This window comes from Micrococcus antarcticus (assembly GCF_044872765.1).
Taxonomy (GTDB): domain Bacteria; phylum Actinomycetota; class Actinomycetes; order Actinomycetales; family Micrococcaceae; genus Micrococcus.
In genome coordinates, this window is sequence record NZ_CP085253.1 from 641,820 (window position 1) to 668,688 (window position 26,869).

General features: G+C 75.2%; 25 protein-coding genes. 10 read left to right on the forward strand and 15 right to left on the reverse strand.

Annotation, left to right across the window (positions count from 1 at the left end; translation table 11 throughout):
• The first annotated feature begins 53 nt into the window (after window positions 1–53).
• Genes msrB through LG274_RS03075 form a run of 5 tightly spaced genes read left to right on the forward strand, consistent with a single transcriptional unit; the run spans window position 54 to window position 5,891 of the window.
• Complete coding sequence (gene msrB / locus LG274_RS03055; RefSeq protein ID WP_404465341.1) at window positions 54–569, forward strand: peptide-methionine (R)-S-oxide reductase MsrB; 516 nt, start codon at window positions 54–56, stop codon at window positions 567–569.
• Window positions 566–1,705 carry a threonine aldolase family protein gene (locus LG274_RS03060; RefSeq protein WP_404465343.1) on the forward strand — a complete coding sequence of 380 codons (1,140 nt, stop codon included), beginning with the start codon at window positions 566–568 and terminating at the stop codon, window positions 1,703–1,705. Before msrB ends, LG274_RS03060 begins: the two co-directional genes overlap by 4 nt.
• A gap of 59 nt (window positions 1,706–1,764) precedes the next feature.
• Window positions 1,765–2,364, forward strand: a complete 600-nt coding sequence (locus LG274_RS03065) for a DUF3000 domain-containing protein (RefSeq protein WP_404465345.1) — start codon at window positions 1,765–1,767, stop codon at window positions 2,362–2,364.
• A 23-nt stretch (window positions 2,365–2,387) separates the two neighbouring features.
• On the forward strand, window positions 2,388–3,665 hold the full coding sequence (locus LG274_RS03070) for a ribonuclease D (RefSeq protein ID WP_404465347.1): 1,278 nt from the start codon (window positions 2,388–2,390) through the stop codon (window positions 3,663–3,665).
• Between the two features lie 42 nt (window positions 3,666–3,707).
• On the forward strand, window positions 3,708–5,891 hold the full coding sequence (locus tag LG274_RS03075) for a 3-hydroxyacyl-CoA dehydrogenase NAD-binding domain-containing protein (RefSeq protein ID WP_404465349.1): 2,184 nt from the start codon (window positions 3,708–3,710) through the stop codon (window positions 5,889–5,891).
• Between the two features lie 166 nt (window positions 5,892–6,057).
• On the opposite strand, the gene LG274_RS03080 is transcribed toward LG274_RS03075, so the two are convergent.
• Window positions 6,058–6,711 (reverse strand): hypothetical protein, encoded by a 654-nt coding sequence (locus LG274_RS03080; RefSeq protein WP_404465351.1) that lies wholly within the window; start codon window positions 6,709–6,711, stop codon window positions 6,058–6,060.
• 136 nt (window positions 6,712–6,847) lie between these two features.
• On the opposite strand from LG274_RS03080, the gene LG274_RS03085 reads away from it, so the two are divergent.
• Window positions 6,848–7,378: a Rieske (2Fe-2S) protein gene (locus LG274_RS03085; protein ID WP_248115638.1), complete on the forward strand. Its 531-nt coding sequence runs from the start codon at window positions 6,848–6,850 to the stop codon at window positions 7,376–7,378.
• A gap of 45 nt (window positions 7,379–7,423) precedes the next feature.
• Here LG274_RS03085 and LG274_RS03090 read toward each other — a convergent pair whose 3' ends face one another.
• The 7 genes from LG274_RS03090 to LG274_RS03120 all read right to left on the reverse strand — a co-directional run bounded on the left by LG274_RS03090 (window position 7,424) and on the right by LG274_RS03120 (window position 18,164).
• Window positions 7,424–7,849 (reverse strand): PLD nuclease N-terminal domain-containing protein, encoded by a 426-nt coding sequence (locus LG274_RS03090; RefSeq protein ID WP_248115639.1) that lies wholly within the window; start codon window positions 7,847–7,849, stop codon window positions 7,424–7,426.
• Window positions 7,849–8,823 carry an aldo/keto reductase gene (locus LG274_RS03095; RefSeq protein WP_248115640.1) on the reverse strand — a complete coding sequence of 325 codons (975 nt, stop codon included), beginning with the start codon at window positions 8,821–8,823 and terminating at the stop codon, window positions 7,849–7,851. Before LG274_RS03095 ends, LG274_RS03090 begins: the two co-directional genes overlap by 1 nt.
• Window positions 8,824–8,826: 3 nt before the next feature.
• Entirely contained in the window at window positions 8,827–9,426 is a 600-nt protein-coding gene (locus tag LG274_RS03100) for a hypothetical protein (RefSeq protein ID WP_404465354.1), read from the reverse strand.
• Between the two features lie 58 nt (window positions 9,427–9,484).
• Window positions 9,485–11,551, reverse strand: a complete 2,067-nt coding sequence (gene dxs / locus LG274_RS03105; RefSeq protein WP_404465356.1) for a 1-deoxy-D-xylulose-5-phosphate synthase — start codon at window positions 11,549–11,551, stop codon at window positions 9,485–9,487.
• A 128-nt stretch (window positions 11,552–11,679) separates the two neighbouring features.
• Entirely contained in the window at window positions 11,680–14,382 is a 2,703-nt protein-coding gene (gene acnA, locus LG274_RS03110; RefSeq protein ID WP_404465358.1) for an aconitate hydratase AcnA, read from the reverse strand.
• Between the two features lie 254 nt (window positions 14,383–14,636).
• Window positions 14,637–16,121 carry a class I SAM-dependent RNA methyltransferase gene (locus LG274_RS03115; protein WP_404465360.1) on the reverse strand — a complete coding sequence of 495 codons (1,485 nt, stop codon included), beginning with the start codon at window positions 16,119–16,121 and terminating at the stop codon, window positions 14,637–14,639.
• A 60-nt stretch (window positions 16,122–16,181) separates the two neighbouring features.
• A complete protein-coding gene (locus LG274_RS03120) occupies window positions 16,182–18,164 on the reverse strand; it encodes an amino acid permease (RefSeq protein WP_404465362.1) in 1,983 nt (660 codons plus the stop codon).
• Between the two features lie 124 nt (window positions 18,165–18,288).
• Between LG274_RS03120 and LG274_RS03125 the strand changes: the two genes are divergently transcribed.
• Together LG274_RS03125 and LG274_RS03130 are read left to right on the forward strand one after the other, a co-directional pair.
• Window positions 18,289–18,981, forward strand: coding sequence for a TrkA family potassium uptake protein (locus LG274_RS03125; protein ID WP_248115646.1), 693 nt, complete (start codon window positions 18,289–18,291; stop codon window positions 18,979–18,981).
• Entirely contained in the window at window positions 18,978–19,760 is a 783-nt protein-coding gene (locus LG274_RS03130) for a potassium channel family protein (protein WP_404465364.1), read from the forward strand. Before LG274_RS03125 ends, LG274_RS03130 begins: the two co-directional genes overlap by 4 nt.
• Here the strand turns inward: LG274_RS03130 and LG274_RS03135 are convergent.
• Genes LG274_RS03135 through dut form a run of 4 tightly spaced genes read right to left on the reverse strand, consistent with a single transcriptional unit; the run spans window position 19,646 to window position 21,988 of the window.
• Window positions 19,646–20,374, reverse strand: a complete 729-nt coding sequence (locus LG274_RS03135) for a DUF3159 domain-containing protein (protein ID WP_404465366.1) — start codon at window positions 20,372–20,374, stop codon at window positions 19,646–19,648. The two genes, LG274_RS03130 and LG274_RS03135, sit on opposite strands and share 115 nt — an antisense overlap.
• Window positions 20,375–20,388: 14 nt before the next feature.
• Complete coding sequence (locus tag LG274_RS03140; RefSeq protein WP_248115649.1) at window positions 20,389–20,712, reverse strand: hypothetical protein; 324 nt, start codon at window positions 20,710–20,712, stop codon at window positions 20,389–20,391.
• Complete coding sequence (locus LG274_RS03145) at window positions 20,709–21,485, reverse strand: DUF3710 domain-containing protein (RefSeq protein WP_404465368.1); 777 nt, start codon at window positions 21,483–21,485, stop codon at window positions 20,709–20,711. Before LG274_RS03145 ends, LG274_RS03140 begins: the two co-directional genes overlap by 4 nt.
• Window positions 21,482–21,988 carry a dUTP diphosphatase gene (dut, locus tag LG274_RS03150; RefSeq protein WP_404465370.1) on the reverse strand — a complete coding sequence of 169 codons (507 nt, stop codon included), beginning with the start codon at window positions 21,986–21,988 and terminating at the stop codon, window positions 21,482–21,484. The genes LG274_RS03145 and dut overlap by 4 nt, the downstream gene beginning before the upstream one ends.
• A gap of 65 nt (window positions 21,989–22,053) precedes the next feature.
• Here dut and LG274_RS03155 point away from each other — a divergent pair, with 65 nt between their 5' ends.
• On the forward strand, window positions 22,054–22,581 hold the full coding sequence (locus LG274_RS03155) for a DUF3093 domain-containing protein (protein ID WP_404465372.1): 528 nt from the start codon (window positions 22,054–22,056) through the stop codon (window positions 22,579–22,581).
• A 4-nt stretch (window positions 22,582–22,585) separates the two neighbouring features.
• Here LG274_RS03155 and LG274_RS03160 read toward each other — a convergent pair whose 3' ends face one another.
• Window positions 22,586–22,885, reverse strand: coding sequence for a DUF4193 domain-containing protein (locus LG274_RS03160; RefSeq protein WP_248115653.1), 300 nt, complete (start codon window positions 22,883–22,885; stop codon window positions 22,586–22,588).
• A gap of 294 nt (window positions 22,886–23,179) precedes the next feature.
• Between LG274_RS03160 and sepH the strand changes: the two genes are divergently transcribed.
• On the forward strand, window positions 23,180–24,913 hold the full coding sequence (gene sepH / locus LG274_RS03165; RefSeq protein ID WP_404465374.1) for a septation protein SepH: 1,734 nt from the start codon (window positions 23,180–23,182) through the stop codon (window positions 24,911–24,913).
• 26 nt (window positions 24,914–24,939) lie between these two features.
• On the opposite strand, the gene LG274_RS03170 is transcribed toward sepH, so the two are convergent.
• Window positions 24,940–26,157, reverse strand: coding sequence for an alkaline phosphatase family protein (locus tag LG274_RS03170; protein ID WP_248115655.1), 1,218 nt, complete (start codon window positions 26,155–26,157; stop codon window positions 24,940–24,942).
• Window positions 26,154–26,825: a DUF5998 family protein gene (locus tag LG274_RS03175; protein WP_248115656.1), complete on the reverse strand. Its 672-nt coding sequence runs from the start codon at window positions 26,823–26,825 to the stop codon at window positions 26,154–26,156. The genes LG274_RS03170 and LG274_RS03175 overlap by 4 nt, the downstream gene beginning before the upstream one ends.
• Window positions 26,826–26,869 lie beyond the last annotated feature (44 nt).

Genomic DNA, 26,869 nt, shown 5'->3' on the forward strand with positions numbered 1-26,869 from the left:
ATCCGGCCGGCCCGGCGGGGAACAGGGCGAGCGGCGCGGGCGTTGTGCGGACCATGAGCACCCACGAGACCGCATCCCCGGACACCCCTCCGCACGCCGCCCCCCACGCCGCCCCGCCCGCGACGCCGCACACCGCGGCCCTCACCGAGGAGGAGTGGGCGCGCCGCCTCACCCCGGAGGAGTTCCAGGTCCTGCGCCGCGCCGGCACGGAGCGCCCCTACACGGGCGAGTACTGGGACTCCCACGTGCAGGGCGTGTACGCGTGCCGCGCGTGCGGGGCGGAGCTGTTCCGCTCGGACGAGAAGTTCGACTCCCACTGCGGCTGGCCCTCCTTCTTCGCACCCCTGGCCGAGGACCGCGTGGAGTACATCAAGGACGAGACCCTCGGCATGCAGCGGATCGAGGTGCGCTGCGCCGGGTGCGGCTCCCACATGGGCCACGTGTTCCAGGGCGAGGGCTACGGCACGCCCACGGACCTGCGCTACTGCATCAACTCGATCTCGCTGCGCCTCAGCCCGTCCGACGTGCCCTCCGCCGACGCGTCCGACACGCCGGGCGGCGCGGCGTGAGTGCCCCGGGGGCGCCGACGTCGCCCGCCGACCTGCGCGCCTTCGCCTCCGACAACTACGCGGGCGTCCATCCGGACGTGTGGGCCGCCATGCTGGACGCGGACGCGGGCCACGCGCGGGCCTACGGCGAGGACCCCGTGACGGCGGCGCTGCAGGAGCGCGTCCGCGCGACCTTCGGCGAGCGGGCCTTCGCCCTGCCGGTGTTCAACGGCACGGGCGCGAACGTCGTCGCACTGCGGGCCCTGACGCCCCCGTGGGGAGCGGTGGTGTGCGCCGGCCACGCGCACATCGCCACGGACGAGGGCGGCGCCCCCGTGCAGGTCGGCGGGCTCTCCCTGCTCCCGGTCCCCACGGGCGACGACGGCAAGCTCACTCCCGCGCTCCTCACGCCCGTGCTGGGCTCCTTCGGATTCGTCCACGCGGTGCAGCCGGCCGTGGTGGAGATCGCCCAGGCCACCGAGGTCGGCACCGTGTACACGGCGCAGGAGGTGCGGGCGCTCGCCGACGCCGCCCACGCCGCCGGGCTGAGCGTCTACATGGACGGCGCCCGCCTGTGCAACGCGGCCGCCGCCCTGGGCGTGCCCCTGCGGGAGTTCACCACCGACGCCGGCGTGGACGCGGTCTCCTTCGGCGGCACGAAGAACGGTGCGCTGGGCGCGGAGGCCGTGGTCGTGCTGAACCCGGAGGCCGTGTCCACCGCGGCCATGGTCACCGACCGCGACGTGCCGGGCCGCGAGCGCGACGCGGACTCCGCGGCGCAGATGTCCCTGGGGTACCTGCGCAAGTCCTCGATGCAGCTGGCCTCGAAGCAGCGCTACCTCTCCGCGCAGCTGCTGGCCCTGCTCACCGACGACCTCGGCGTGCGCCTGGCGGACCACGCCAACGCCATGGCCCGCCTGCTGGCCGAGCGCGTGTCCGCGCTCGAGGGGGTGGAGCTCTCCCGTCAGCCCGAGGCCAACGCGGTGTTCGCCGTCCTGGACCCGGCCGCCGCCGACGCGGTGCGCGCCCGCTACCCGTTCTACGACTGGAACCCCGCCACCGGCGAGGTGCGCTGGATGACCTCGTGGGACACCTCCCGGGAGGACGTCGCCGGGTTCACGGACGCGCTCGGCCAGGCCCTGGCGGCCCGGCGCTGAGGGCCGCCGACGGCGCGCCCTGCGCCGCGACGCGCACCGGCCCGCCTACGCTGTCGGGCATGACCGTCACCAGGGCGCCCCACGCCGCGCGCGCCGAGGTGCCCGCGGAGTTCCGCCGGGCGCTCGCCGAACTGCGCGACGCCCGGCCCCGCCCCCCCGTGCGCCTGCGCGAGATCCCGGCCCCGCCCGGTCTCGCCCCGCACGCCGTGGCCCTGGCCGCGGACGTGTGCGAGGACGTCACCGCGGAGGACCCGGCCGGCCCCGTGCTGGCCACGGGCCGCTTCGTGCTCCTGCACGATCCGGCCGGCTCGCCGCAGTGGCGGGGCCGGTTCCGCGCGGTCACGTACATCCGGGCGAGCCTGGAGCCCGACGTCGCCACGGACCACCTCGCCGGCGCCGTCGCCTGGACCTGGCTCGTGGAGGCCCTGGAGACCCGGCACGCCGAGCACACCGAGGCCGGAGGCGTGGCCACGCGCCAGCTCGCGGAGAGCTTCGGCACCCTGGCCGGCGAGCCGGACGTGACGGACATCGAGCTGCGTGCCTCCTGGACCCCGAGCGGGCGAGACCTCGGGGCGCACCTGGAGGCGTGGTCGGACATGATCTGCGCCTTCGCCGGCCTGCCGCCCGAGTCCGCCGCTCTCCCCCACCCCACCCACTGACGACCCACCAGCAGGAGCACTCCATGACCCAGGCCGCGTCCGCACCGGGACAGCCGTCCCCCGACGAGGCCGCCGGGGAGGCCCCCGCGCCCCGGCTCATCACCGAGCCCGAGGGCGGGACCCCGCATGTGACCGACACCCCCGCCGGGCTCGAGGCCTGCGCCCGCGCCATCGCGGCGGGCACCGGGCCGGTGGCCGTGGACGCCGAGCGCGCCTCCGGCATCCGCTACGGCCAGCGCGCGATGCTCGTGCAGCTCAAGCGCGCGGGCGCGGGCATCTGGCTCGTGGACCCGGAGGCCTTCGACGGCCTGGGGGCGCTGGCCGAGGCCCTGAGCGGGGTCGAGTGGGTCCTCCACGCGGCCAGCCAGGACCTGCCCTGCCTGGCCGAGCAGGGGCTGCGCCCGGACGCCCTGTTCGACACGGAGCTGGCCGCCCGCCTGGCCGGGCTGCCCCGCGTGGGCCTGGCCGCCGTCCTGGAGGCGATGCTCGGGGTCACCCTGGCCAAGGAGCACTCGGCGGCGGACTGGTCCACCCGGCCGCTGCCCGAGGGCTGGCTGGCCTACGCGGCCCTCGACGTCGAGCTGCTCGTGCCGCTGAGGGACGCGCTCGCCGCGCTGCTGGAGGAGCAGGGCAAGACGGAGTGGGCGCGCCAGGAGTTCGAGGCCGCCCGGCTGGCGCCCCCGCCCGCCCCGCGCACGGACCCGTGGCGCCGCACTTCCGGCTCGCACAGCCTGCGCCGACCCGCACAGCTGGCCGTGCTGCGCCGCCTGTGGGAGGCCCGCGAGGAGCTGGCCCGACACCGGGACGTCGCCCCCGGCCGGCTCATCCCCGACCGCTCGCTCGTGGCCGCCGCCACCGCGCAGCCCCGCACGGTCCCCGCGCTGCGGGACACCTCCGGCTTCCATGGCCGCTCCGCGTCCCGGGAGGCGCCCCGCTGGATCGCCGCGATCCGCGCCGGGCTCGAGGACGCCGCCGACGGCGCAGCCCCGCCCCTGCACGTGCGCGGCGGGGACGCCCCGCCGCCGCCGCGGGCGTGGCGCGATCGCGACCCGCTCGCCGACCGGAGGCTCAAGACCGCGAAGGCGCGCGTGGCCCGCCGCGCGGAGCAGCTCGACATGCCCACCGAGAACCTGCTCACCCCGGACACGCTGCGCCGGATCTGCTGGGAGCCGCCCACGCCGCTCACCCCCGAGTCCGTGGAGGACGCCCTCCGCGAGCGCGGGGCGCGGCCGTGGCAGGTGGAGAACGTGGCCGCGGTCCTGACCGTGGCCCTGCTGGATCCGGACCCCGTGGAGGACTGAGCGGCGTTCCTGGGACGGCGCGTCACGGTTAGAGTGAGAGCCATGACACAACGCCCCGCTCCCCTGGACGCCTTCGGCCACCTGCCCGGAATCACCCCGGACGAGGTCGTCACCCACATCGAGGTCACCGACCACGCGCTGCCCGGCGGCGTGGGCACCCTCGCCCTCCTCACCCTGGACAACGGCCAGGGCCCGAAGCGGCCGGCGACGCTGGGCCCGGCCTCGCTGCTGGGGCTCGCCCGCGCCCTGGACGCCCAGGCTGCGCGGGCCGTGGCCGGCGAGATCCAGGCCCTGGCGGTCACCGGCACGGGGGGCACCTTCGCCGCCGGCGCCGACCTCTCGCTGATCGCGGGCATCGAGGACTCCGGGGACCCGCAGGCGGGCATCGGCCGCGACCTGGCCCGGCTCGGCCACGCCGCCTACGACCGGCTCGACGCGTTCCCCGCCCGGACCTTCGCCTTCGTCAACGGGACGGCGCTCGGCGGCGGGCTCGAGCTCGCCCTCGCGGCCGAGCACCGCGTGGTGGCCGCGGGCGCCAAGGGCTTCGGACTGCCCGAGGTCCGGCTGGGCCTCGTGCCCGGCTGGTCCGGCGTGTGGCGCATGCCGCACCTGATCGGCCCCGAGGCCGCCGTCGGCGTCCTGGTGAAGAACCCGCTGGACAACAACCGGACCCTGGACGCGAAGGCCGCGTACGAGCTGGGGCTCATGGACGCGGTGGCCGAGGGCGACCTGCTGGAGGCCGGTCTGGCGTTCGCCGCGCGCATCCTCACGGGCGAGGGCCAGACCGAGGAGGCGCAGTCCGAGCACCACGGCCGCGACGTCTCCGACGCAGCGTGGGAGCGCGCGCTCGCGGCGCTCGAGCAGCTCCAGGCCGCGCGCCCGGGGCGCCACCTCCCGGCGCGCCGCCACGTCGAGGAGCTGTTCGTCGGTGCCCGCACGCGCACGCGCGAGGAGTCGGCCGAGCACGAGGCCGAGGCGCTCCAGGAGCTCATCGGCTCCCCCGAGTTCCGCCGCACCGTGTACGCGTTCCTGGACGTCGTCCAGCGCCGTGCGAAGAGGCCGGCGGGCGATCCCGGGGCGGACCAGGCCCGCGAGGTCCGCAAGGTCGGCGTGGTCGGTGCGGGCCTGATGGCCGGTCAGCTGGCCCTGGTGTTCGCGCAGCAGCTCGGGGTGCCCGTCGTGATGACGGACATGGACGCCGAGCGTGTCGAGCGCGGCATCGCCGGCGTGCAGGGGCAGATCGAGAAGCAGGTGGCCAAGGGCCGGATGAGCGCGGAGCAGGGCGAGGCGCTCGCCGGGCTCATCACCGCGGACACGGACAAGTCCGTCTACGCGGACGCCGACGTCGTCATCGAGGCCGTGTTCGAAGAGCTCGAGGTCAAGCGCGCGGTGTTCCGCGAGCTGGAGGGCATCGTGCGCCCGGACGCGATCCTGGCGACCAACACCTCCAGCCTGTCCGTGGCCGCGATGGCCGAGGTGCTCCAGAACCCGGAGCGCCTCGTGGGCTTCCACTTCTTCAACCCGGTGGCCCAGATGCCGCTCATCGAGATCGTCCGCGTGGCCGAGACCTCGGACGAGGCCGTGGCCACCGCGTTCGAGCTGGCCCGCCGCCTCCGCAAGACCGGCGTGCTCGTCAACGACGCGGCGGCCTTCGTGGTCAACCGCGTGCTGCTGCGCATGATGGGCGAGGTGCAGAACTCCTTCGACGAGGGCACCGACGCGCACACCGCCGACCACGCCCTGGACGAGCTGGCCCTGCCGATGACCCCGTTCACGCTCCTGGCGATGGTGGGCATCCCCGTGGCGCAGCACGTCTCCGAATCGCTGCAGGCCGCCTTCGGGGCCGAGCGCTTCCCGGTGTCCGCGAACCTCCAGCGCCTCATCGACGCCGGCAAGACCGCGATCTGGGCCAAGGACGTGCGCGGCGGCGCCGAGAGCGAGGAGGCCGCCGGCGCGACGGGCGAGGAGATCCCGGCCGCGACCGCCGCGCTCCTCGAGCAGGGCGACGCCCCGCAGACGGCCGAGGAGCTGCTGCACCGCGTGGAGGACGCCCTGGCCGAGGAGATCGGCCTGCTGCTGGAGGAGAAGGTGGTGGCCGCCCCCGAGGACGTGGACCTGTGCATGATCCTGGGCGCCGGCTGGCCGCTGCACCTGGGCGGCATCACGCGGTACCTCGACGACTCGGGCGCGTCCGAGCGGGTCAACGGGACGCGCTTCCACGGCTGAGGCCGGCATCCCGGCACCGGCGGCCCCGTCACCGCGGAAGGGTGGCGGGGCCGCCGGCGTACCGCTCCCGCGGCAGCGGCGGCACGAGGGCGAGCACGTTCGGCGTCGGATGGGCGCTGGCCGGGTGGCAGGTCATGTCCCTGGCGGAGCTGGTGCCCGCCCCGCCTCACTCCACCGGCAGTCCGGCGAACGTCACCAGCTCCGCGCCCAGCCCGGCGAGCGCCTCGTCCCTGCCGGCCACCGGCGCGGACGCCGTCCCGCCACCCCAGTCCGAGGCCGTCACGGCGCCCTCGCGCACGTGATGCGAGCCGATCACCACGCCCTCGCTCACCACGTCCACCCGCACGCCGCCCTCGGCCCCCGCACCGGCATCGCCGCCGGCCGGCCGCAGCGTCGCCTCCGGCATGCGCACCGGCCCCTGCAGCGGGGATGCCTCCTCGAGCCGCACGAACGTGAGCGCCGCCTCGGCCGCGGGTCCCATCAGCAGGTGCTCCGCGTAGGAGGGCACGACGTCCTCCCCCAGCCCCGCGCGCTCGCGCTCGATCCGCACGCGCTGCTCCGTGGCCGAGTCCTCATAGGACGTCCAAACCCACGTCGCCCCGTCGTCGGTGAAGGCCACCTGGCTCTGCGCGAAGAACCGCTCCGGCAGGTCCGGGGTCGCCGCGCGCTGCACCGCGGTGGGGGCGAAGCCCATGCGGGAGGTGAGCACGCCCTCGGCGAGCCGCCGGAACAGGAAGCCCACGTGCTCCCCGCGCAGGGTCACGGCCTCCCAGCGCTCGAACGGGGTCAGGTCGAAGGCGGGGCGGGCGGTCTCGGCCACGGCGGGTCTCCTGGTCTCGGTCGGTCTCGCCGCGCTCTCACGCACGACGACGGCGGGTCGGCTCACGATCCTCTCACCCTCCCCCGCGCACCGCACGCGGGGAGGCGCCCGGTCCGCCGAGTGGAACAATGGGGGTATGACCACGCAGGACACCCGCTCTTCCCAGCCCGCCCCCGCCGCCGAGACCGGCTGCTGCGGCCACTGCGCCCCCCAGGACGCCCAGCCAGGCACCACCCGCCGCACCGTGCTCGGCCGCGGCGCCGCCGTCGCCGCCGTGGGTGCCGGCTCCCTCGTCCTCTCCGGCTGCACGGATGAGATCCGCGCGGAGGACACGGCGCAGGACCACTACGTCGGCGCCGCCAGGACGCCCGCCCTCGCCGTCTCGGAGCTGCCCGTGGGCGCCACGACGTCCGTGGAGGTGGAGGGCCGCACGCTGCTGATGCACCGCGTGGACGAGTCCACGGTGACCGCGTACTCGAACGTGTGCACGCACCAGGGCTGCCTGCTCCAGGTGGTGGACCGCCCCGAGGGGACGGCCTACGCGTGCCCGTGCCACGGCTCCCACTTCGACGTGGAGACCGGCAAGCCCTTCGGCGGCCCCGCGCGCCAGCCCCTCATGGACTACGAGGCCGCCATCGACGGCGACCAGGTGGTCGTCAAGCTCTGAGCACGCGCACGCCCGGAACCGAGCGGCGCGGCGAGTCCTGGGAGATCAGACGTCGTCGCCGCGCTCCCGCCCGGGGCCTGCCGGCGCGGCGAACTCCTCCATGCCGAAGCGTCGGCGCGGCAGCAGTCCCTCCGGGGCGGCGTGACCGGCGTACGGATCGGGCCGGCCCCGCCGGCTGGGCGCGGGCGTGCGGCTGCCCCGCGACGGCGGCAGCGCCGCGACCTCGCGCCGGTTGGGGTCCCAGCCGGGCTGCTCACGCCGCCGCGCCGGGTAGTAGCGGTGCCGCCACCAGAACCAGATGAGCGCCCCGAGCACCGGCAGGATCAGCATGGACACGACCCACGGCAGGCGGGCCCGGTGGTCGAGGGGGCCGCGCGCGAGCGAGACGAGCCCGCCCACCCAGATCGCCCCCGCGGTCAGGGACACGCTCCACCCCAGGGCCATCTCGGCCGGCGAGGGCACGAGGGGCATCAGAACAGCGCCACCTTCTCCGGGCCCGGGAAGAGCGCGTCGAGCTCCGCGAGGTCCTCGGCCGTGGGCTCCCAGTCGGAGGCCTTCGCGTTCTCGGCGACCTGCTCGGGACGCGTGGCCCCCGCGATCACGGACGCCACCGGCCCCTGCGCTGCGAGCCAGCCGACGGCCGCCTGCACCTCGGTGATGCCGCGCTCGCGCGCGAACGCCCCGAACGCGGCCAGCTGCTCCAGGTCCGCCTCGTCCACCATGTGCTGCCGCACGTGGGAGAGCCGTGAGCCCTCGGGCGCCGCACCCTGCGAGTACTTCCCCGTCAGCAGGCCGTTGGCCAGCGGGAAGTAGGGCAGCACGCCCAGGCCGAACTCCGCGGCCGCGGGGACGACCTCCAGCTCGGCGCGGCGGTCCAGGAGGTTGTAGTGGTTCTGCGCCGAGACGAACCGCTCGGTGCCGAGCTCGCGCGCCACGTACTCGGCCTGCGCGATCTGCCAGCCGGTGCGGTTCGAGTGCCCGACGTAGCGGACCTTGCCCGCCCGCACGAGGTCGTCGAGCGCCCGCAGCGTCTCGTCGATCGGCGTGCCGGGATCGGGCGTGTGGAACTGGTACAGGTCGATCCACTCGGTGCCGAGCCGGCGCAGCGACGCCTCTACCGCCCTGACGATGTACGCGCGCGAACCGCGGGCGCCGCCGTCGGGCCCGTTCGCCCCGCCCATCTCCATGCCGAACTTGGTGCCCAGCACCACCTCGTCGCGGCGGGAGCCCAGGGCGGTGCCGAGGCGCTCCTCGGAGAGGCCGGGCTCGGCGCCGTAGATGTCCGCGACGTCGAAGAAGGTGATGCCCGCATCCAGCGCGGCGCCGACGACGGCGTCGGTGCCCGCCTGCTCCATCGTGGCGGTGCCGGGACGGCCCAGGTTGTTGCAGCCCAGCCCGACCACGGAGACGGTGAGGCCGGAGCGGCCCAGTCGCACGGTGCGCATCGCTCAGGCCTCCCGGGTCTCGGCCGCAGCGTCCACGACGTCGGCGTCCGCCTCCGCGTCCGCCGCACCATGGGCCGAGGCGTCCGCCGGGCGCAGGTCCCCGCGGTGCACCTCCACCTTGTTCGGCTGGACGCCGTGCGCGCGCTTGGCGGCGGCCGGGATCTCCGCCTCGGCCTTGGCAGCGTGGGGCGTGCGGACGATGAGCACGAGCCGGCCCTCCTCCTCCGCGACGTCCTCGACGTCGCCGAGACCGCGCCACGCGAGCTGGTGGGTGATCTCCGAGCGCAGGGCGTCCGCGTGCTGAGCCTCGATCGGCGTGCTCGCCCGCCCCCGCAGGCGGTAGGTCACGGACAGCGTGGTCAGGGCGTCGTCGTCGAGCTCGGCGAAGCCCTCCTCGCGGCCCTGCGCCACGAAGGCGGCCAGCAGCTCCTCGCCCTCGGCGTCGTCGGCCACGGGCTGGTCCCCCACCGTGCCGACCGCGCCGACGCGGCCGTGGTGCACGGTGAACTGCCCGGAGCCGGGCTCGCACCACGCCTCGCGGTACTCGAAGCGGCGCGTGCCGTCCTCGGCGGTGACGTCGCGGTACAGGCGGACGATGCTCATGGGGTGCTCCTGGCGTCGGGGGTCAGTGGGTGGGGAGGGCGACGACGGCGGCCGGCGCTCAGCGATCGGACGTGCGCCGCGCGTCCTCGGGGCTGGACGGGGCCACGCCGGGCATGCCGGACTCCGGCACGGCGCCGGACACGGGCCGCGCGTACGGCACCTTGGCGCCCAGCACCTGGGCCACGGTGTCCTGCGCGATGCGCTGGGCGGTCAGGCCGACGCGGTCCAGCACCTCGGCGCGCGTGCCGTGGGCGAGGAACTCGACGGGCAGGCCGACCTCGTTCAGGGCGGTGTCCACGCCCGCGGCACGCATCTCCTGGCGGATGCGGGAGCCCACGCCGCCGGCGCGGACGCCGTCCTCGAGGCACACCACGATCCGGTGGCGCGCGGCCAGGCGGATCACGGACCCGGCCACCGGCAGGACCCACCGGGGATCCACGACGGTGGCGGTGATGCCCTGGCGGCTCAGGCGCTGCGCGACGTCGAGCCCGAGCTCGGCCATCGCGCCGACGGCCACGATCAGCACGTCGCGGTCGGCGTCGTCCTCGTGGGCGGCCGGGCCGATCCGGGAGAGCACGTCCGTGCCGTCCTCGAGGCGCTCGAGGGCGCGCACGGGCTCGCCCACCGAGCCCTTCGCGAAGCGCACCACGGTGGGCGCGTCGCTCACCGCCACGGCCTCGCGCAGCTCCTCGCGCAGGGTCTCGGCGTCGCGCGGGGCCGCGATCCGCAGCCCCGGCACGGTCTGGAGCAGGGCGAGGTCCCACATGCCGTGGTGGCTCGGGCCGTCCGGGCCGGTCACGCCGGCGCGGTCCAGCACGAACGTCACCCCGGCGCGGTGCAGGCCCACGTCCATGAGCACCTGGTCGAACGCGCGGTTGAGGAACGTGGCGTACACGGCCACCACGGGGTGCAGGCCGCCGAAGGCCATGCCCGCCGCGGAGGTGACGGCGTGCTGCTCCGCGATGCCGACGTCGAACACGCGGTCCGGGAACTCCAGGGCCATGGGCGCCAGGCCCACCGGGTTCATCATGGCGGCCGTGATGGCCACCACGTCCGGGCGCTCGCGGGCGATGTCCACCATCTCCTCGCCGAACACGTTGGTCCAGGACTGCGCCGTGTCGGAGGTGACGGGCTCGCCCGTGGACGGGTCGATCCGGCCGATCGCGTGGAACTGGTCCGCCTCGTTCGCCACGGCCGGTGCATAGCCGTGGCCCTTCTCGGTCATGGCGTGCACGATCACGGGTCCGCCGTAGGCGCGGGCGTCCTCGAGGGCCTCCTCCATGGCCTCCACGTCGTGCCCGTCGACGGGGCCGATGTACTTCATGCCCAGGTCCTCGAACAGGCCCTGCGGCGCCCAGAGGTCCTTGAGGCCCTTCTTCGCCGCGTGCAGCGGGCGGTAGAGGAGGTGGCCCGCCGTGCCGCCCTCCTGCAGGCGGCGCTTCATGTAGTCCAGGGTCTGCTCGTAGCGCCGGTGCGTGCGGACCTTGTCCAGCACTCCGCGGCGCAGCCCGCCGAGGTGGTCGGCCAGGCCGCCCACGGTGGGGGCGTACGAGCGGCCGTTGTCGTTCACCACGATCACCACGCGCCGGTTGCGATCGCCGGCGATGTTGTTGATCGCCTCCCAGGCCATGCCGCCGGTGAGGGCGCCGTCCCCGATCACCGCGACCACGGTGCGGTCCCGCTGGACCGTCTGCCACCACGCACGGGCGATCCCGTCCGCCCAGGAGAGGGAGGAGGAGGCGTGCGAGGACTCGACGACGTCGTGCTCAGACTCGGCGCGGTCGCCGTAGCCGGACAGGCCGCCCTGCTGCCGCAGCGTGGTGAAGTCCTGGCGCCCCGTGAGCAGCTTGTGCACGTAGGACTGGTGGCCCGTGTCGAAGATGACCGCGTCCCGCGGGGAGGAGAACACGCGGTGCACGGCGAGCGTCAGCTCCACCACGCCGAGGTTGGGGCCGAGGTGGCCGCCCGTCTGGGAGACGTGGGCGATGAGGAACGCGCGGATCTCCGCCGCCAGCCGCGTCAGCTCCTCCTTGGAGAGGCCCTCGAGGGCCTCCGGAGACGTGATCTGGGGCAGCAGGGGTGCACCGGTGTCCTGGGGGCGGCTGGCGCGGGACGGTTCGTTCATAGTCCGTCCAGGGTACTCCGCTCCCCGCGCGCGGGCGCGGAGGCCGAGGACGACGCCGGCCCGCCGCCTCCGCGTGGGAGGCGACGGGCCGGCGTCGGGCGGCCCCGCGAACGGGGCCCGTGCGCGGATCAGGCCTTGGCGACCATCTGGCGCAGCACGTACTGCAGGATGCCGCCGTTGCGGTAGTAGTCGGCCTCACCGGGGGTGTCGATGCGCAGGACCGCGTCGAACTCGGTGACCTTGCCGTCCTCGCCGGTGGCGGTGACCTTCAGGGTCTTCGGCGTGCGGCCCTCGTTGAGCTCCGTCACCCCGGCGATGTCGAAGGTCTCGGTGCCGGAGAGGCCCAGGGAGTCCGCGGACTCGCCGGACGGGAACTGCAGCGGGAGCACGCCCATGCCGATGAGGTTCGAGCGGTGGATGCGCTCGAAGGACTCCGCGATGACGGCCTTCACGCCCAGGAGCGCGGTGCCCTTCGCGGCCCAGTCACGGGACGAGCCGGAGCCGTACTCCTTGCCGCCCAGCACCACCAGCGGGGTGCCCGCGGCGGCGTAGTTCTGCGCCGCGTCGTACACGTAGGCCTGCGGGGCGCCGTCCTGGGAGAAGTCGCGGGTGAAGCCGCCCTCGATGCCGTCCAAGAGCTGGTTCTTGATGCGGATGTTCGCGAAGGTGCCGCGGATCATCACCTCGTGGTTGCCGCGGCGCGAGCCGTACGAGTTGAAGTCCTTGCGCTCCACGCCGTTCTCCAGCAGGTAGCGGCCCGCCGGGGTGTCCGACTTGAACGAGCCCGCCGGGGAGATGTGGTCGGTGGTGACCGAGTCGCCCAGCTTCAGCAGCACGCGGGCACCGGCGATGTCCGCCACCGGCTCCGGCTGCGCCTGCATGCCCTCGAAGTACGGGGGCTTGCGGACGTAGGTGGAGTCCGCGTCCCAGGCGAACGTGTCGCCGGTGGGGGTCTCGAGGGACTGCCAGCGCTCGTCGCCGTCGAAGATGGTGCCGTACTGGTTCGTGAACATCTCGGTGTCGATCGACTCGTCGATGATCTTCTGGACCTCGGTGGGGTCCGGCCAGATGTCCTTCAGGAACACGTCGTTGCCGTCCGCGTCCTGGCCCAGGGCCTCGTTCTCGAAGTCGAAGTCCATGGTGCCGGCCAGCGCGTAGGCCACCACGAGCGGCGGGGACGCGAGGTAGTTCATCTTCACGTCCGGGTTGATGCGGCCCTCGAAGTTGCGGTTGCCGGAGAGCACCGCGGTCACGGAGAGGTCGTTCTCCTGGATCGCCTCGGAGATCTCCTGCTCGAGCGGGCCCGAGTTGCCGATGCAGGTGGTGCAGCCGTAGCCGACCACGTTGAAGCCGAGGCCGTTGAGGGACTCGCGCAGGCCCGACTTCTCGTAGTAGTCGGTCACGACGCGGGAGCCCGGGGCCACGGAGGTCTTCACCCACGGCTTGGAGGTCAGGCCCTTGGCCAGCGCGTTGCGGGCCAGCACGCCCGCGGCCATCATCACGGAGGGGTTCGAGGTGTTGGTGCACGAGGTGATCGAGGCGATCGACACGGCGCCGTGGTCCAGCTGGAACCGGCGGCCGTCCTCCATGGACACGTCCACGAGCTTGGAGGGACGGCCCTCGCCGGCCTCGTCGTCCGTGGCGTAGTTGTGCAGGTCCTTGCGGAACGTCTCCTTGGAGTCGGAGAGGACGATGCGGTCCTGCGGGCGCTTGGGGCCGGAGATCGAGGGGACCACCGTGGAGAGGTCCAGCTCGAGGTACTCCGAGTAGGCGACCTCGGTGGAGGGGTCGTGCCACATCCCCTGCTCCTTGGTGTAGGCCCCCACGAGGGCGACCTGCTCCTCCGAGCGGCCGGTGAGGCGCAGGTACTCGAGCGTCACGTCGTCGATCGGGAAGATCGCGGCCGTGGAGCCGAACTCCGGGGACATGTTGCCGATGGTGGCGCGGTTGGCCAGCGGCACGGAGCCGACGCCCTCGCCGTAGAACTCCACGAACTTGCCCACCACGCCGTGCTGCCGCAGCATCTCGGTGATCGTCAGCACCACGTCGGTGGCGGTGGCGCCGGCCGGGATGGAGCCTGTCAGCTTGAAGCCCACGACGCGCGGGATGAGCATGGAGACCGGCTGGCCGAGCATCGCGGCCTCGGCCTCGATGCCGCCCACGCCCCAGCCCAGCACGCCCAGGCCGTTGACCATGGTGGTGTGCGAGTCGGTGCCGACGCAGGAGTCGGGGTAGGCGCGCAGCACGCCGTCGACTTCGCGGGTCATGACGGTGCGGGCCAGGTGCTCGATGTTGACCTGGTGGACGATGCCCATGCCCGGGGGGACGACCTTGAAGTCGTCGAACGCGGTCTGGCCCCAGCGCAGGAACTTGTAGCGCTCGCCGTTGCGCTCGTACTCGATCTCCATGTTGCGCTCGACCGCCTGGTCGTTGCCGAACACGTCGATCTGCACCGAGTGGTCGATGACCAGCTCGGCCGGGGAGAGCGGGTTCACGCGGGCGGGGTCGCCGCCGAGGTCCTTGATGGCCTCGCGCATGGTGGCCAGGTCCACGACGCAGGGCACGCCGGTGAAGTCCTGCATGATGACGCGGGCGGGGGTGAACTGGATCTCGGTGTCCGGCTGCGCGGAGGGGTCCCACGAGGCCAGGGCCCTGATCTGTTCGGCGGTGACGTTGGCACCGTCCTCGGTGCGCAGCAGGTTCTCCAGCAGCACCTTGAGGGAGTAGGGCAGCTTCTCAGCGCCCTCCACCGCGTTGAGGCGGAAGATCTCGTACTCGGCGCCGGCGACGTCGAGGACGCCCTTCGACCCGAAGCTGTCAACAGTGGTCACGGGAGGACTCCTATTCCCGCCCGGGTTCGTCCCGGGCACTCGTCCAGTGGGGGTCGGCGCCGGGTCCTCGTCCGTGACGGTCCTCACAGGGCCGTCACCTGAGTCGCAGGCGCCGCACTGCCGCCCAGCCTACCGCGTGCCCACCCCGCCCCGGGGCTCTCTTCCCCTGTGTGGCGACGCACTGCGGCCGCGGACGTGACGGGGGCGTGCGACGACGGCGTCCGTCGACGCACGCCCCCGTGGGGTCCGGCGGGTCACTCGGCGGCGGGGGTCTCCACGACGCCCGGCGCGGCCACGAGGTCCGCGGCCGGGCGCAGCACGGTCACGGACTCCAGGTGGTGGGTGTCCGGGTAGAGGTCGAACACGCGGGCGCGCTCCACCTCGTAGCCGCCCTCGCGCAGCCACGCGAGGTCGCGCGCGAAGGAGGCCGGGTCGCACGAGACGTACACGATGCGGCCCGGGCGGAGGGCGAGGATCCGCTCCACGGCCCTGCGCCCCGCGCCGGAGCGCGGCGGGTCGAGCACCACGGTGTCCACGGCCGTGTCGGCCAGGCCGCCGTCGGCCACCGCGCGCTCCGGGTGCTTGAGCCAGCTGCCCAGGACCTTGTCCGTGGGGCCGTTGAGCACGATCGCCTGCTCGGCGCCGAGCAGGTTCCGGCGGGCGTCCTTCGACGCGCCGCGCGAGGCCTCGACGGAGTAGACGCGGCCCTCGGGGCCCACCGCGTCGGCGAGGAAGGCGCTGAACAGCCCGGCCCCGGCGTAGAGGTCGGCCACGATCTGGCCGGGCTGCGCCTGCGCGTCCTCGAGCACGGCGTCCACGAGGGTGGCCGGGGCGTGCTGGTGGACCTGCCAGAAGCCGTCGCCCGTGACGCGGAAGCGGCGCTCGCCGCCGCGCTCCGTCCTCACGGTCTCCGAGACCCACGTGCGGCCCGTGATGCGCTCCACGGTGACGGGCGAGTGACGCTTGGGACCGGGCATGGCGAGGCCGGTGGACACCTCGACGGCGGAGGCGTTCGCGGTCTGCCGGATGCGGGTGCGCAGTCGGCCGAGCTTGGCCTCGTCCGCCGCGGTCTGCGGGGTGGGCGTCACGAGCACCAGCGGCTGCGAGCCGTTGGCCGGGGTGGCCACGTCCACGCGGGCCGCCCCCGTGAAGTCCCAGTCCCACAGGGCCAGGGCGTCCAGGGCCGGCACGCCCAGCGGCATGTTGCGCACGGGAAGGAGGGTGGTGGAGCGGTGCGCATGCATCGCGATGTGGCCCTGCGGGGTCACCGCGAACGCGGTGCGCGTGCGCCAGTGCTGGCCCGTGGGCTCGTCCTCCTCGCCCGCGAAGCAGACCTCGGGGTCGAGGGTCACGCCGGCGATCCGGGCGACCGTGTCGCGGAAGACCTGGGCCTTGAGGCGGCGCTGGTGCGGCACCACGATGTGGCCGAACTCGGCGCCGCCCACGGGGGGCCGGCCCGAGGCGTGGGCGCGCATGACGTCCGCGAGCTTCCACTGGTGGATGCGGCGGAACTCGGAGGGCCGAAGGACCTCGACGGCGTCCCCGCGCCAGAACCGCGCTCCCGGGTCGCACTCGGTCAGGGCGACCCTGACCTTCTCCCCCGGCATCGCGTGCCGGACGAACACGACACGTCCCTCGTGGCGCGCGACGCAGTGGCCGCCGTGCGCCATCTGCCCGGCCTCGACCTCGATGATCCTCCCGACCTCGGTGATGTCCGGGGTGGCGTCAGTGACGGCCATGATGACTCCTCTCGCGAAGCAGCGCGCCGCAGACCTTGCACCGGGCGTCGACTGGTCCCATCATTCTCGCAGATTCGCCGCGGAACGCGGTCTCGGCTCTTCGCCCTCGCGGATCTGCCACGGCACCGAGCCCACCATCACTCCCGCCTCCCGCTGCAGGCGGTTCTTCTGCCGCGTGGCCGTGCGGTTGTGCAGCAGCGTCCGCCATCCCGGCCGCACCACGTACTCGGGGATGAACACCATGGTCAGGTCCCGCGGGGAGAGGCGCCGGCGCTCGCGCAGGTGCCGCACGAGCGGCACCACCGTGTCGCGGTAGGGAGAGGCCACCACGGTGAGCGGCAGCGGCATGCGGGCGCGGTCCCAGTCGTCGATCACCCGCTCCGTCACCGCGCGGTCCGCGTCCACCACCACGGCCTCCAGGGACGAGGGGCGGGTCGCGCGGGCGTACGCGATGGCCCGCAGCGCCGGCCTGTTCAGGGTGGAGACCACGACGACGACGTGCACCCTCGAGGGCAGGGCACGGGCGTCGTCGTGGGCGTCCGGCGTGAGCTCGCGGCCCACCGCGGCGTAGTGCCGGTGAATCCGGCCCATGACCAGCGCACCCACGACGATCGTGAGCAGCGCCACCCACGCCCCCTGCGTGAAGCGCGTCACGAGCACGACGACGCCGGCGAGCGCGGTGACGCCCAGCGCGACGGCGGTGATGCCGAGGCGCAGGCGCACCGCGGCGCGGGCGCGCGTGCCCGGGGTGTGCGCGAGCCGGCGGCGCCACAGCCGCAGCATCCCCGTCTGGGCGAGGGTGAAAGCCAGCAGGACGCCGATCACGTACAGCTGGACGAGCAGGGCGGTCTGGGCGCGGAAGACGAGCAGCAGGATCGCCGCGGCGGCGCCGAGGGCCACGACGCCCCACGTGTGGACCAGGCGGTCGCCGCGCACGCGCATCTGCCGCGGGAGGTAGCCGTCGTCGGCGAGCCGGGAGGTCAGGGCCGGGAAGGAGCGGAACGCGGACTTCGCGGCGAAGAGCAGCAGGAGCGCGGTGGCCGCGATGGTGAGCACGGCCAGCGGGCTCCCGGGTCCGAAGACGGCGGCCGCGAGCTGGGCGATCACGGGCGGGGCCTCGGCGCCCTCGGGCAGCGGCGCGCCGTCCGGGCCGCGCAGGGAGGCCGGGTCCAGGGCCACCACGGTGCCCGTGCGGTGGGCCAGGTGCATGACGCCGACCGTGAGTGCCGCCACGGCGGCGGCCATCATCGTGAGGAGCCAGCGGACGGTGGGCACGGCCGGATGCGCCACCGTGCGGGCGGCCGAGACGGGGACCTCCACGCCCGTGAGCAGGACCGAGCCCGCGCTGAAGGCGCGCAGGGCCAGCAGGGCCGTGGCCACCGCGCCGACGGGCCCGGCGCCGGACCCGTCCACCGTGTGTCCCGCGGTCACGGCCTGGCCCAGGGTGCCCCCCGCGTCCTGCCACAGGCCCGCCCCCACCATGCCCGCCAGCAGGAGCACGAAGGCGGCCACCACGAGCGGCAGGATGCGCCGGCCCCGGCCACGGTTTGATCCGCGCAGGGCCAGGAGCAGCACGAGGCCCAGGGCCGTGCACGCCACCGCCATGCGGTGCTCCGCGAGCGAGGGCACGAGGGCGGCGGCGTAGTGGGCGAAGGCCGCGAGGGACACGGCGGCGGTGAAGACGAAGTCCAGCAGGAGGGCGGCCGAGGCGAGCACCCCGGCGCGCGGTCCCAGCTTGGTGCGCGCCATGCGGTAGATGCCCCCGTGCGGCACGGCCACCACGGCAGCCCGGAACGAGGCGACGATGAGCACCATGACCGCGACGACGGCCCAGCCCACGAGGGGCCCGAGCGCGAGGGCGGCGGTGCCCGAGGCCACGAGGGTCAGGATGATCTCGTCCGGGGCGTAGGCCAGGGAGGAGAGCGCGTTGGCGGAGGTCACGGGGAGGGCGCGCCACCGGGGCATGCGCGGGGCGGCGGCGTCCGTGGAGGCCACGGGTCGTCCCAGCAGTGCCCGGCGGAGGGTCGCTGACAGCGTCGTCACCGCACCACGGTACCCCCGCCCCGCACCGCCATGCCCCGCCCGTTCCCGCGGGCGCCCGGGGCGGTGCGAGGATGGTCCCCGGGCGGGCGCCGCCCGCACCGATCCGGAAGGGGACGAACAGGCCATGGCTCACTACGTCATCGTCGGCGGCGGCCGCGTGGGTTCACGCCTCGCGGCCACCCTGGACGCCGCGGGCCACTCCGTGGCCGTGGTAGACCGGGACGCCCGCGCGGAGGACGGCCTCCCCGCGGACTTCTCGGGCGAGTTCGTGGCGGGCATCGGCTTCGACCGCGACGTGCTGCGCCGCGCCGGGACCGAGAAGGCCCAGGGCCTGGCGGCCGTGACGGCGGACGACGGCACCAACATCATCGCCGCGCGCGTGGCCCGCGAGACCTTCCACGTGGACCACGTGGTGGCGCGCATCTACGATGCCGAGCGCGCGCGGGTGTACCAGCGCCTCGGCGTGCCCACGGTGGCCTCCATCCAGTGGACCGCGGAGCAGGTGCTGCACCGCCTCCTGCCCGCCGGCGCCGCGGACGCGGAGCAGCGCGACCCCTCCGGCCGCCTGATCATCACGGAGCTCGTCCCCCACCCCTCGTGGTGGGGGCGGCGCCTGGCCGAGGTCGAGTCGATGACCGGGATCCGCGTGGCCTACCTGACCCGCTTCGGCGAGGGGATGCTCCCGGCGGGCGTCGAGCGCCTGCAGGAGGGCGACGTCGTGCACGGCGTGTACCCCGTGGACCGGCGGGACGCGGTCGAGGCCGCGCTGCAGGGCGAGGCCCGTGAGCCGGACGAGGACGAGGAGGAGCGGTCATGAGGGTCGTCATCGCAGGGGCCGGCGCCGTGGGCGCCTCGGTCGCACGGGAGCTGTGCGCCCACGGGCACGCCGTGACCGTGGTGGACCTGCGCCCGGAGGTCGTCCGGCGCGCCGACGTCGGCCGTGCCCGCTCCCTCGTGGGGGACGCGACCGACCTCGTCATGCTCGGCGAGGCCGGGGCGCTCGAGGCGGACGTCCTCGTGGCCGCCACGGGCGACGACCGCGCCAACCTCGTGGTCTCCCTGCTCGGCCGCAGCGAGTTCGGGGTGCAGCGCACCGTCGCCCGCGTGAACAACCCCCGCAACGACTGGCTCTTCGACGAGTCCTGGGGCGTGGACGTGGCCGTGTCCACCCCGTCCATCATGACGGCGCTCGTGGAGGAGGCCGTGGAGACCGGCGACCTCGTGCGCCTGCTGCGCCTCGAGGCGGGCGGCACGGCGCTCACCGAGTTCCGCGTCCCGGCGGCGCACTGGCTCGTCGGCCGTCGCGTCGGGACGGTGTCCTGGCCGGCGGAGGCCCCGCTCGTGGCCGTCGTGCGGGACGGGACGCCGCGCGCCGCCACCCCGGATGAGGTCCTCGAGGCCGGAGACGAGCTGTTCCTGCTCGTCTCCGCCGCGGCCGAGACGGCCCTGCGGCGTCTCCTGGTCGGGGAGGCCGCGGCGCCTCAGCGTGAGGATGCCGGGTCGACGGCGGCGGCGCCGGCCGGACCGGGCTCCTCCTCGGGCGAGCCCGGCGAGGGCGCGCTCACGGACCAGGCCAGCCAGAGTCCCAGCGCGTAGAGCGGCAGACCCATCACGAGACGGGCCACGCCCAGGGCCGTCGCCGCGTCCGCGAGGTAGAGCGGCACCTGCACGCCCAGCCGCAGCGCGAAGACGGCCACCATCACCCACGTGGCCGCCGCGTAGGCGCGCCGGCGGCGGGGGTCCGCACGCCATGCGGTCCCCTCCCCGCGCACGAGGCCGAGGATCAGGCCCACCACGGGCCAGCCCGCGAGGATCGAGACGAGGAACGCGAGGCCGTAGCCGGCGTTCGTGATGAAGCCCCAGAGGTAGTAGTCCCGGGCCTGCCCCGTGGTCAGGGCCACCGCCACCGAGAGCACGACGACGACAAGCCCGGCCAGGACCTGCGCGGGCGACTGGCGCTGCGCGAGCCGGACCACGCCCATGAGGACGGCCACGCCCGCGGCGGCCACGCCCGAGGGCCACACCTGCTGGGTGAGCACGTACCCGACCATGAAGACGACCGTGGGCAGAGACGCCTCCACGATCCCCCGCCAGCCGCCGACGCTGGCCAGGGGGTCCAGGCGGCCGTGCTCGTCGAGCCTCGCGCCGCGGCCGAGGGCGGCGGCGGGGTCCGGCGCGCCGGGGTCGCGGCGGGTCGCGGGCCGGTTCATGGGTGCCTCCTGCGTCATCGGACGGCCGTCGGGCCGTCCACGAGGTCGAACTCGGGATTGTGCAGCGTGGGGACGCCGTCGATCTCCACGACGCGGCCGCGGATGCGCAGCCACTCCCCCGGCATCACGCCGGGCACGCGACGCCGCCCGTGCCACACCAGCCGGATGACGGCGAGCGGCTCGGCCCGTCCGGGCTCCGGGAGCCGCGTGGCGAGCTCCGCGCGGAACACGGTGGCGTCGTCGGCGCCCGGAATGGTCACGGCGACCACCACGCCGAGGCGGTCCACCATCCCGGCGGGAGGCGGCAGGACCGCCACCGGCGCGGTCGCGGGGCTCACCGGGTCTCCGTGATCTCCGGGCCGCGCTCCGGCAGGGGCGCGTCCCCGGCCGGCTGCTCGCCGGACGACGCCGTCGGTGTGGTCTCGGCGCCCTCGGCTGGACGGTGGCGGCGCTGCACGGGCTGGGCGTTGGCCGGGGCGTGCAGGGGCAGCAGCTCCCGGGGAGGCAGGGGCCCCTCGCCGCGGACCACGACGAGGTCGGAGAAGACCTGCTCGAGCGGTCCGGCGGCGTCGGGCCGGAAGGCGGCCTCGCCGTGGAACACGCCGCGCACGAACCAGCGGGGGCCGTCCACGCCCACGAAGCGGGCCACGTTCCAGCCCGGCGAGCCGTCCGGCATCTCGGCGGGGATGCGGGTGAGCAGCTCGGGGCCGAAGGCGCCGGCCTGCTCCTGCACGTGGGCGCCCGGGGAGGAGCCCAGGGCGTCCATGAGCTCCGCGCGCAGGTCGTCCCACAGTCCGGCGGCGCGCGGCGCGGAGAAGGCCTGGATCTGCAGCGCGGAGCCGCCCACGGTCACGGTGACGGCCACGATGCGCCGGGTGGCGTCCTCGAGGTCGAGCCGCAGCTTCATGCCCTGGACGGCGCGCACGCGCAGCGCGCCCAGGTCGATGTACCCGGTGGCGGACGGGCGGGCCGTCACGTCGTGGGGGCCGCGCTCGGCCTCCCGGGCGGCGTCGCCGGCGGCCGCGGCCACGGCGAGGTCGCGCTCCTCGAGCAGATGCTCGGGCAGGGTCACCTGCTCGTGGCGCGCGGTGCGGTTGCGTCCGAAGATCACGAGGTCCTCCCGGGAGTGTCGACGTCGACGGCCGGCGCGGTGGTGCCCGCGCCGAATCCGCCCGTGGATCCGAAGCCGGCCGTGCCGCGCACGGAGTCCGGCAGGGCGTCCACCGGCTCGAAGCGTGCCTGGACCACCGCCTGGACCACGAGCTGGGCCACCCGGTCCCCGCGGTGCAGGGTGAGGGGCTCCGCCGGATCGTGGTTGATGAGCGGCACCATGATCTCGCCGCGGTACCCGGCGTCGATGGTGCCGGGGGCGTTCACGACGCCCAGGCCGTGGCGGACCGCCAGGCCGGAGCGGGGGTGCACGAAGCCGGCGTACCCCTGGGGCAGCGCGATCGCCACGCCGGTGGGGACGAGGACCCGCTCCCCCGGGGCGAGCGTCACGTCCACCGTGGTGCGCAGGTCCGCGCCCGCGTCGCCGTCCTGGGCGTACGCGGGGGGCGGGAGGTCAGGATCGAGGACGCGCAGGGGCACGGGAAGCTCGGCGGGGTCACTCACGTGGCAGGACTCTACCCGAGCCGCGTCGGGGCCCCCGGGCGGCCGGATGTGGGAAGCTGGAGGACATGCAGGAGCCCCACGACGACGACGCCCGCCCCCTCTCCGCCGAGCCCGCCCCCGCGGTCGCCGGCGACCCGGACCCGGTGGTCTACGAGGAGCGGCTCTCCCCGTCACCGGGTGTGTGGATCGTGGCCCTCATGCTCGCGGGTCTGGCCATCCTGGTGTTCGCGCCGATCGACATCGTCGTGGGGCTGATCGCCGCGGCCGTCTTCTTCGGGATCGAGGCACTCCTGCTGATCACCGGAACCCCCCGGATCACGGTGCGCGAGCGGACGCTGCAGGTGGGCCGCGCGAGCATCGAGCGGCGTCACATCGGCGCGGTGACGGGACATCGCGGCGAGTCGGCGCGGCAGCAGCGCGGGCCGCACCTGCACGGACTGGCCTACGTGACGGTGCGCGGGTGGATCTCCCCCGTCGTGCGCGTCCAGATCACGGACGAGCGGGACCGGACGCCGTACTGGCTCATGAGCACCCGCCGGCCGGAGGAGCTCGTGGCGGTCCTCGGCGGCCACATGGCCGCCGAGGACGGGTGAGGGCTCAGCCCTCGCAGTCGGTGCAGTAGAGCTCGCCGTTCTTCTCGCGCGCGGCCTGCGAGCGGTGGCGCACCAGGAAGCACGAGGCGCACGTGAACTCGTCGGACTGCGCGGGCAGGACCCGCACCATGAGCTCCTCGCCGGAGAGGTCCGCCCCCGGCAGCTCGAATCCCTCCGCCGCCTCGGTCTCGTCCTCGTCCACGACGGCCGACTGCGTGTCGGTGCGACGCGCCTTCAGCTCCTCGATGGAATTCTGGCCGAGCTCTTCCTCGTTCTTGCGAGGGGCATCGTAGTCCGTGGCCATGGTGTGGTTCTCACGCTCCGCTGGTGGTGGTACGGCATCGGGACCGATGCCGGTGCGGGCAGCGGATCGGGACCCCCGAGGGGAGCACCCGCCGTCATCCTGCGCCGTTGCGCGTAGATTGTGCACCACGGGCCGCCGGGAACCAAATGGCCGCGGGGAGCCGCGCTCGCACCGCGGCTCCCCGCGGCCGGACCGCTAGGATCAGCAGAGGCCCGACGCCGGCCGCGCCGTCCTCGTCCGCGCCCGCGGATACGCCGCGGACCGGTCGAGAACGATGTGGGAGGGACCACCGCCATGGCAGAGCTGCGACTGACCGGACCCACCGAGGACGGCCGGGCACTGCGCCTGGCCGACGCGGACGGGCAGGAGCACTCCCTGCCCCTCTCCGTCTACCTGCGCCGCCTCGTGCTCGAGGGCACGGAGCAGGAGGACGCCGAGCCTCAGGAGCAGCCCGCGCAGGACGCCCCGCGGGGGGACGAGCAGGACACCGACGAGCAGAGCCCCGACGACGCGTCCGGCGATGAGGTCACCGGCGGCGTCGATCCCGAGGAGGAGCAGCTGCCCCGCCGCACCGGCCCCAGCCCCCTGGCGCCGCGCATCACGCCTCCCCTCCAGCCGGAGGCGGCCTCCCACGCGCCCCTGCCGCCGGCCGCCGGCGCCCCGTCTGCGGCCCCTCTCACCGCCACGTCCGCCCTCACGGGCTCCCCTGAGCCCGCCGCGTCCCCCGTGGAAGCGCGTCTGACGCCGGGCGAGCCCGCCGCGCCGCGCCCCTCCATGACCCGCTCTTCCGCGTACCGCCCCGCCGCGCAGGGCGAGCGCCGCACCGCGTCCGGCACGCCCACCGCTCCCCTGGCCGACCAGGAGGACGTGCGCGCCGCGGCCACCCAGGAGGCCCCGCCGCTCTCGCCGCGGGAGATCCAGCAGCGCATCCGTGCGGGCGCCTCGGTGGAGCAGGTGGCCCGCGAGAGCGGCAACCCCTTCGCCCGCATCCGCAGCTACGGCTTCCCCGTCCTCGCGGAGCGCGGCTACGTGGCGCAGCAGGCGCGCGGCACGGAGATCTGGGTCGGCGGCCCCGATCTGTACACCGATGCGATCGAGGACGGCGGGCCCAGCACCCTGGGCGAGCTCGCCGAGCATCGGCTGCGCGAGCTGGGTGCCCCCGCGGGCGGACTCGAGTGGGACGCATGGCGCGAGCCCTCCGGCGAGTGGACCGTGACCGCGCAGTTCGCGGCGACCGGCCTGCGCAACCGGCCCACCACGGAGGAGCCGCCCGCGCGGTGGACGTTCCGCCCGGTGGGGCGGCACCTGGACCCGCAGAACGCGTGGGCCCGGATGCTCTCCGATGCTGAGGCGTGGGACGTGTTCCCCGAGCCGCCGGCTCCGCGGACCCCGTCCTCCGAGACCGACGCCGAGGCCGCCGATGCGGGCGCCCCCGCGGCGGCGGGCCGCCGTCCTGACGCTGCGGTGGACGACGCGGAGGCGGCGGTGACCCCGCTGGGCGCCCACACCCCCGCGGCCGACCCCGACGCCGACCTCCTGGAGATCCTCCGGGCCCGCCGCGGACAGCGCGTGGGTGCGGACTCCGCCTCGGACGACGCCCTGGCCCACCTGATCGCCCGCGACGCGGCCCAGCGCCGGACCCCGGCCCCGACGCCCCTGCGCCCGTCCCTCCCGGATCCGGCGGCGGAGGCGGCGGACGCCCGCCGCGCACCGGGGGCACACGACGCCGCGTCGTCCGAGGTGACCTCGGCCGAGGTGGACCGCGAAGTCAGCCGCGCCCAGGACGAGGTCGCCCAGGTCCGCGCCGCCACGGCCGACGTCGCCGACGACCGGGATGACGCGGAGGTCGCCGAGCCTGAGACCGCCGAGATCGAGGCCGAGGCGAGCGCCGGAACGCCGGAGTCGACCCCTGCCCCGGGCCGCCCCGCGATGCCCACCCCCACGCCGCGGCCCCGCTCCCGCTCGGCCTCGCGCCGCGCGTCGGTGCCCAGCTGGGACGACATCGTCTTCGGCCGCAAGGGCGACTGAGCCGCGCCTCGCCGAGGCGGGTCCGCTCAGCGCACCCAGGTGAGCAGCGGGACCTCGCGCTCGGCGCGTGTGGGCGCCCCGTGCTGCCCGACCATCGCGAAGGCGGTCGGCTCCACGCGGCGACCGTCGTAGAGCGCGAGGTCCCCGTGGACGGCGATCAGCAGGTCCCCGATGCGGCCGCGGACGCGCTCCTCCACGCGCTCCCCGAACCATCCGGCCGCCACCGCCTCCTCCCGGGTGAGCACCCAGGCGTGCGCCCCGTACCGCTCGAGCCAGGCGGCACGGGTGCTTTCGCGCACCGCTTCGTCCGCGTCGGGGCGGAAGTGCAGCTGCACGAGACGCGGCTCCCCCGCGGTGTGCGCCACCCCGGCCAGCAGCGCGGGATCGAGCAGCGCGCCCCCGTCGTCGAGCGCGGCGTAGTCCACGCGCCGGGAGGCGGGCACGTCCACCATGCCGTGGTCGCCCGTGGCGAGGACCACGGTGCCCGCGGGGACGCGCGCGAGGAGGCGGCGCAGGGCGGAGTCGACCTCCTCGAGGGCGTGCAGCCACTGCGGCGATCCCACGCCGTGGCGGTGGCCGGCCTTGTCCAGCTCGTTCGCGTAGACGTACACGAGGGTGGGCTCGCGGGCGTCCTTCAGGACGCGCTCGGCGTGCTGGGCACGCGCGAGCAGTCCCCTCCCCGCCACGAAGCGGCCGCCGCGCAGGCCCGCGCGGGTCAGTGCCGAGTGCTCGAAGGCCGGCAGGGAGACCGTGACCGTGTCCACGCCGGCCGCGGCCGCGCGCTCGAGAACGGTGGCGTGCGGCTGCCAGGCCAGCGGGTCCGTGGCCTCGTCCCAGCCGCCGAGCTGGTTGACCACCACGCCGCGCTCCGGGTCCAGGACGTCGTAGCCGGCGATCCCGTGCTCACCGACCTCCAGGCCCGTGCCGAGGCTCGTGAGCGAGGCGGCGGTGGTGGTGGGCACGGCCGCCTGGAGCACGCGGCCGCCGTCCGCCATCGCCGCGCGGAGCGTGGGCGCGTGTCCGCCGAAGCGCCGGAGATGGGCACGTCCCAGCCCGTCCACGAGGGCCACGACGACGCGCCGCGTGGACGGCAGGCCGAGCGCGTTGGTCATCCCCTCCACCCCGAGGGCGGCCGCCGCGGAGACCAGCACGGAGCGCAGGGCACGCTCGGGCGGGACGACGCCGGCGGGGACGGCCGGGCCGCCCGGCGCCTGCGGGGAGGTGGGGGCCGACTCCCCCGTCACGCGGCCGCCCGGAGGTGGGCGCGGCGCAGGGCGCGGGCGAAGACGACGGCGCCGTCCACAGCGGCCTGGCCCTCGGCGTCGGCCGCCACGCGGATCACGAGGTCCTCCCGTGCGGCGGTCCCGGTGTAGCCGTGGTCCTCCTCGCACTGCGGATCGGCGCAGCCGGCCGGCTGCAGGTCCAGGCGCTGGCCTCCGGCCCACTGCACGCCCAGCGTCACCTCGGCCACCGGGTCCGAAGGGTGGAAGCGGGCCGGATCGGCGTGGCCCGTGGTGAGCAGGACGGAGGCGATCGCCGTCAGCGGGACCAGCTCGGTGGACACCTGGGCCAGCACGGCCTGGCCCTCCGGGTCGGCGGCATGGTCGTCGAGGTGGACGGCGAGCAGCACGTCCGCGGCGAGGACCAGCACGGTGATGTGCCGGTGGATCTCGTCGTAGTCGAAGTGCGTGTCCACGTGCACCAGGTGCGCCAGCACGGCGCGCCCCTCGAGCTCCTGGGCGATCGCGTGGGCCACGAGCTCCGGGTAGAAGCCGGCGCGCACGAGGGAGCCGCCCAGGGTGGCGGCCGCGTCCACGGTGCGGTGCCCGGTGCGGGCGTCAGGTCCCTCGGGACGGCCCCCGTGGCGGGGGTCCTGGTGGCCGGAGTCGTGATTCCTGCGCAGCGGGGTCATGGGGTCCATGCTACGGCGAGGCCCGCGGGAGCCGCCGTCCGCAG

Coding starts and splice junctions, on each gene's coding strand:
- msrB (WP_404465341.1), top strand. CDS start 54: ATGAGCACCCACGAGACCGCATCCCCGGACACCCCTCCGCACGCCGCC.
- LG274_RS03065 (WP_404465345.1), top strand. CDS start 1,765: ATGACCGTCACCAGGGCGCCCCACGCCGCGCGCGCCGAGGTGCCCGCG.
- LG274_RS03070 (WP_404465347.1), top strand. CDS start 2,388: ATGACCCAGGCCGCGTCCGCACCGGGACAGCCGTCCCCCGACGAGGCC.
- LG274_RS03075 (WP_404465349.1), top strand. CDS start 3,708: ATGACACAACGCCCCGCTCCCCTGGACGCCTTCGGCCACCTGCCCGGA.
- LG274_RS03085 (WP_248115638.1), top strand. CDS start 6,848: ATGACCACGCAGGACACCCGCTCTTCCCAGCCCGCCCCCGCCGCCGAG.
- LG274_RS03090 (WP_248115639.1), bottom strand. CDS start 7,849: ATGCCCCTCGTGCCCTCGCCGGCCGAGATGGCCCTGGGGTGGAGCGTG.
- LG274_RS03095 (WP_248115640.1), bottom strand. CDS start 8,823: ATGCGCACCGTGCGACTGGGCCGCTCCGGCCTCACCGTCTCCGTGGTC.
- LG274_RS03100 (WP_404465354.1), bottom strand. CDS start 9,426: ATGAGCATCGTCCGCCTGTACCGCGACGTCACCGCCGAGGACGGCACG.
- dxs (WP_404465356.1), bottom strand. CDS start 11,551: ATGAACGAACCGTCCCGCGCCAGCCGCCCCCAGGACACCGGTGCACCC.
- LG274_RS03115 (WP_404465360.1), bottom strand. CDS start 16,121: ATGGCCGTCACTGACGCCACCCCGGACATCACCGAGGTCGGGAGGATC.
- LG274_RS03125 (WP_248115646.1), top strand. CDS start 18,289: ATGGCTCACTACGTCATCGTCGGCGGCGGCCGCGTGGGTTCACGCCTC.
- LG274_RS03130 (WP_404465364.1), top strand. CDS start 18,978: ATGAGGGTCGTCATCGCAGGGGCCGGCGCCGTGGGCGCCTCGGTCGCA.
- LG274_RS03135 (WP_404465366.1), bottom strand. CDS start 20,374: ATGAACCGGCCCGCGACCCGCCGCGACCCCGGCGCGCCGGACCCCGCC.
- LG274_RS03155 (WP_404465372.1), top strand. CDS start 22,054: ATGCAGGAGCCCCACGACGACGACGCCCGCCCCCTCTCCGCCGAGCCC.
- LG274_RS03160 (WP_248115653.1), bottom strand. CDS start 22,885: ATGGCCACGGACTACGATGCCCCTCGCAAGAACGAGGAAGAGCTCGGC.
- sepH (WP_404465374.1), top strand. CDS start 23,180: ATGGCAGAGCTGCGACTGACCGGACCCACCGAGGACGGCCGGGCACTG.
- LG274_RS03175 (WP_248115656.1), bottom strand. CDS start 26,825: ATGACCCCGCTGCGCAGGAATCACGACTCCGGCCACCAGGACCCCCGC.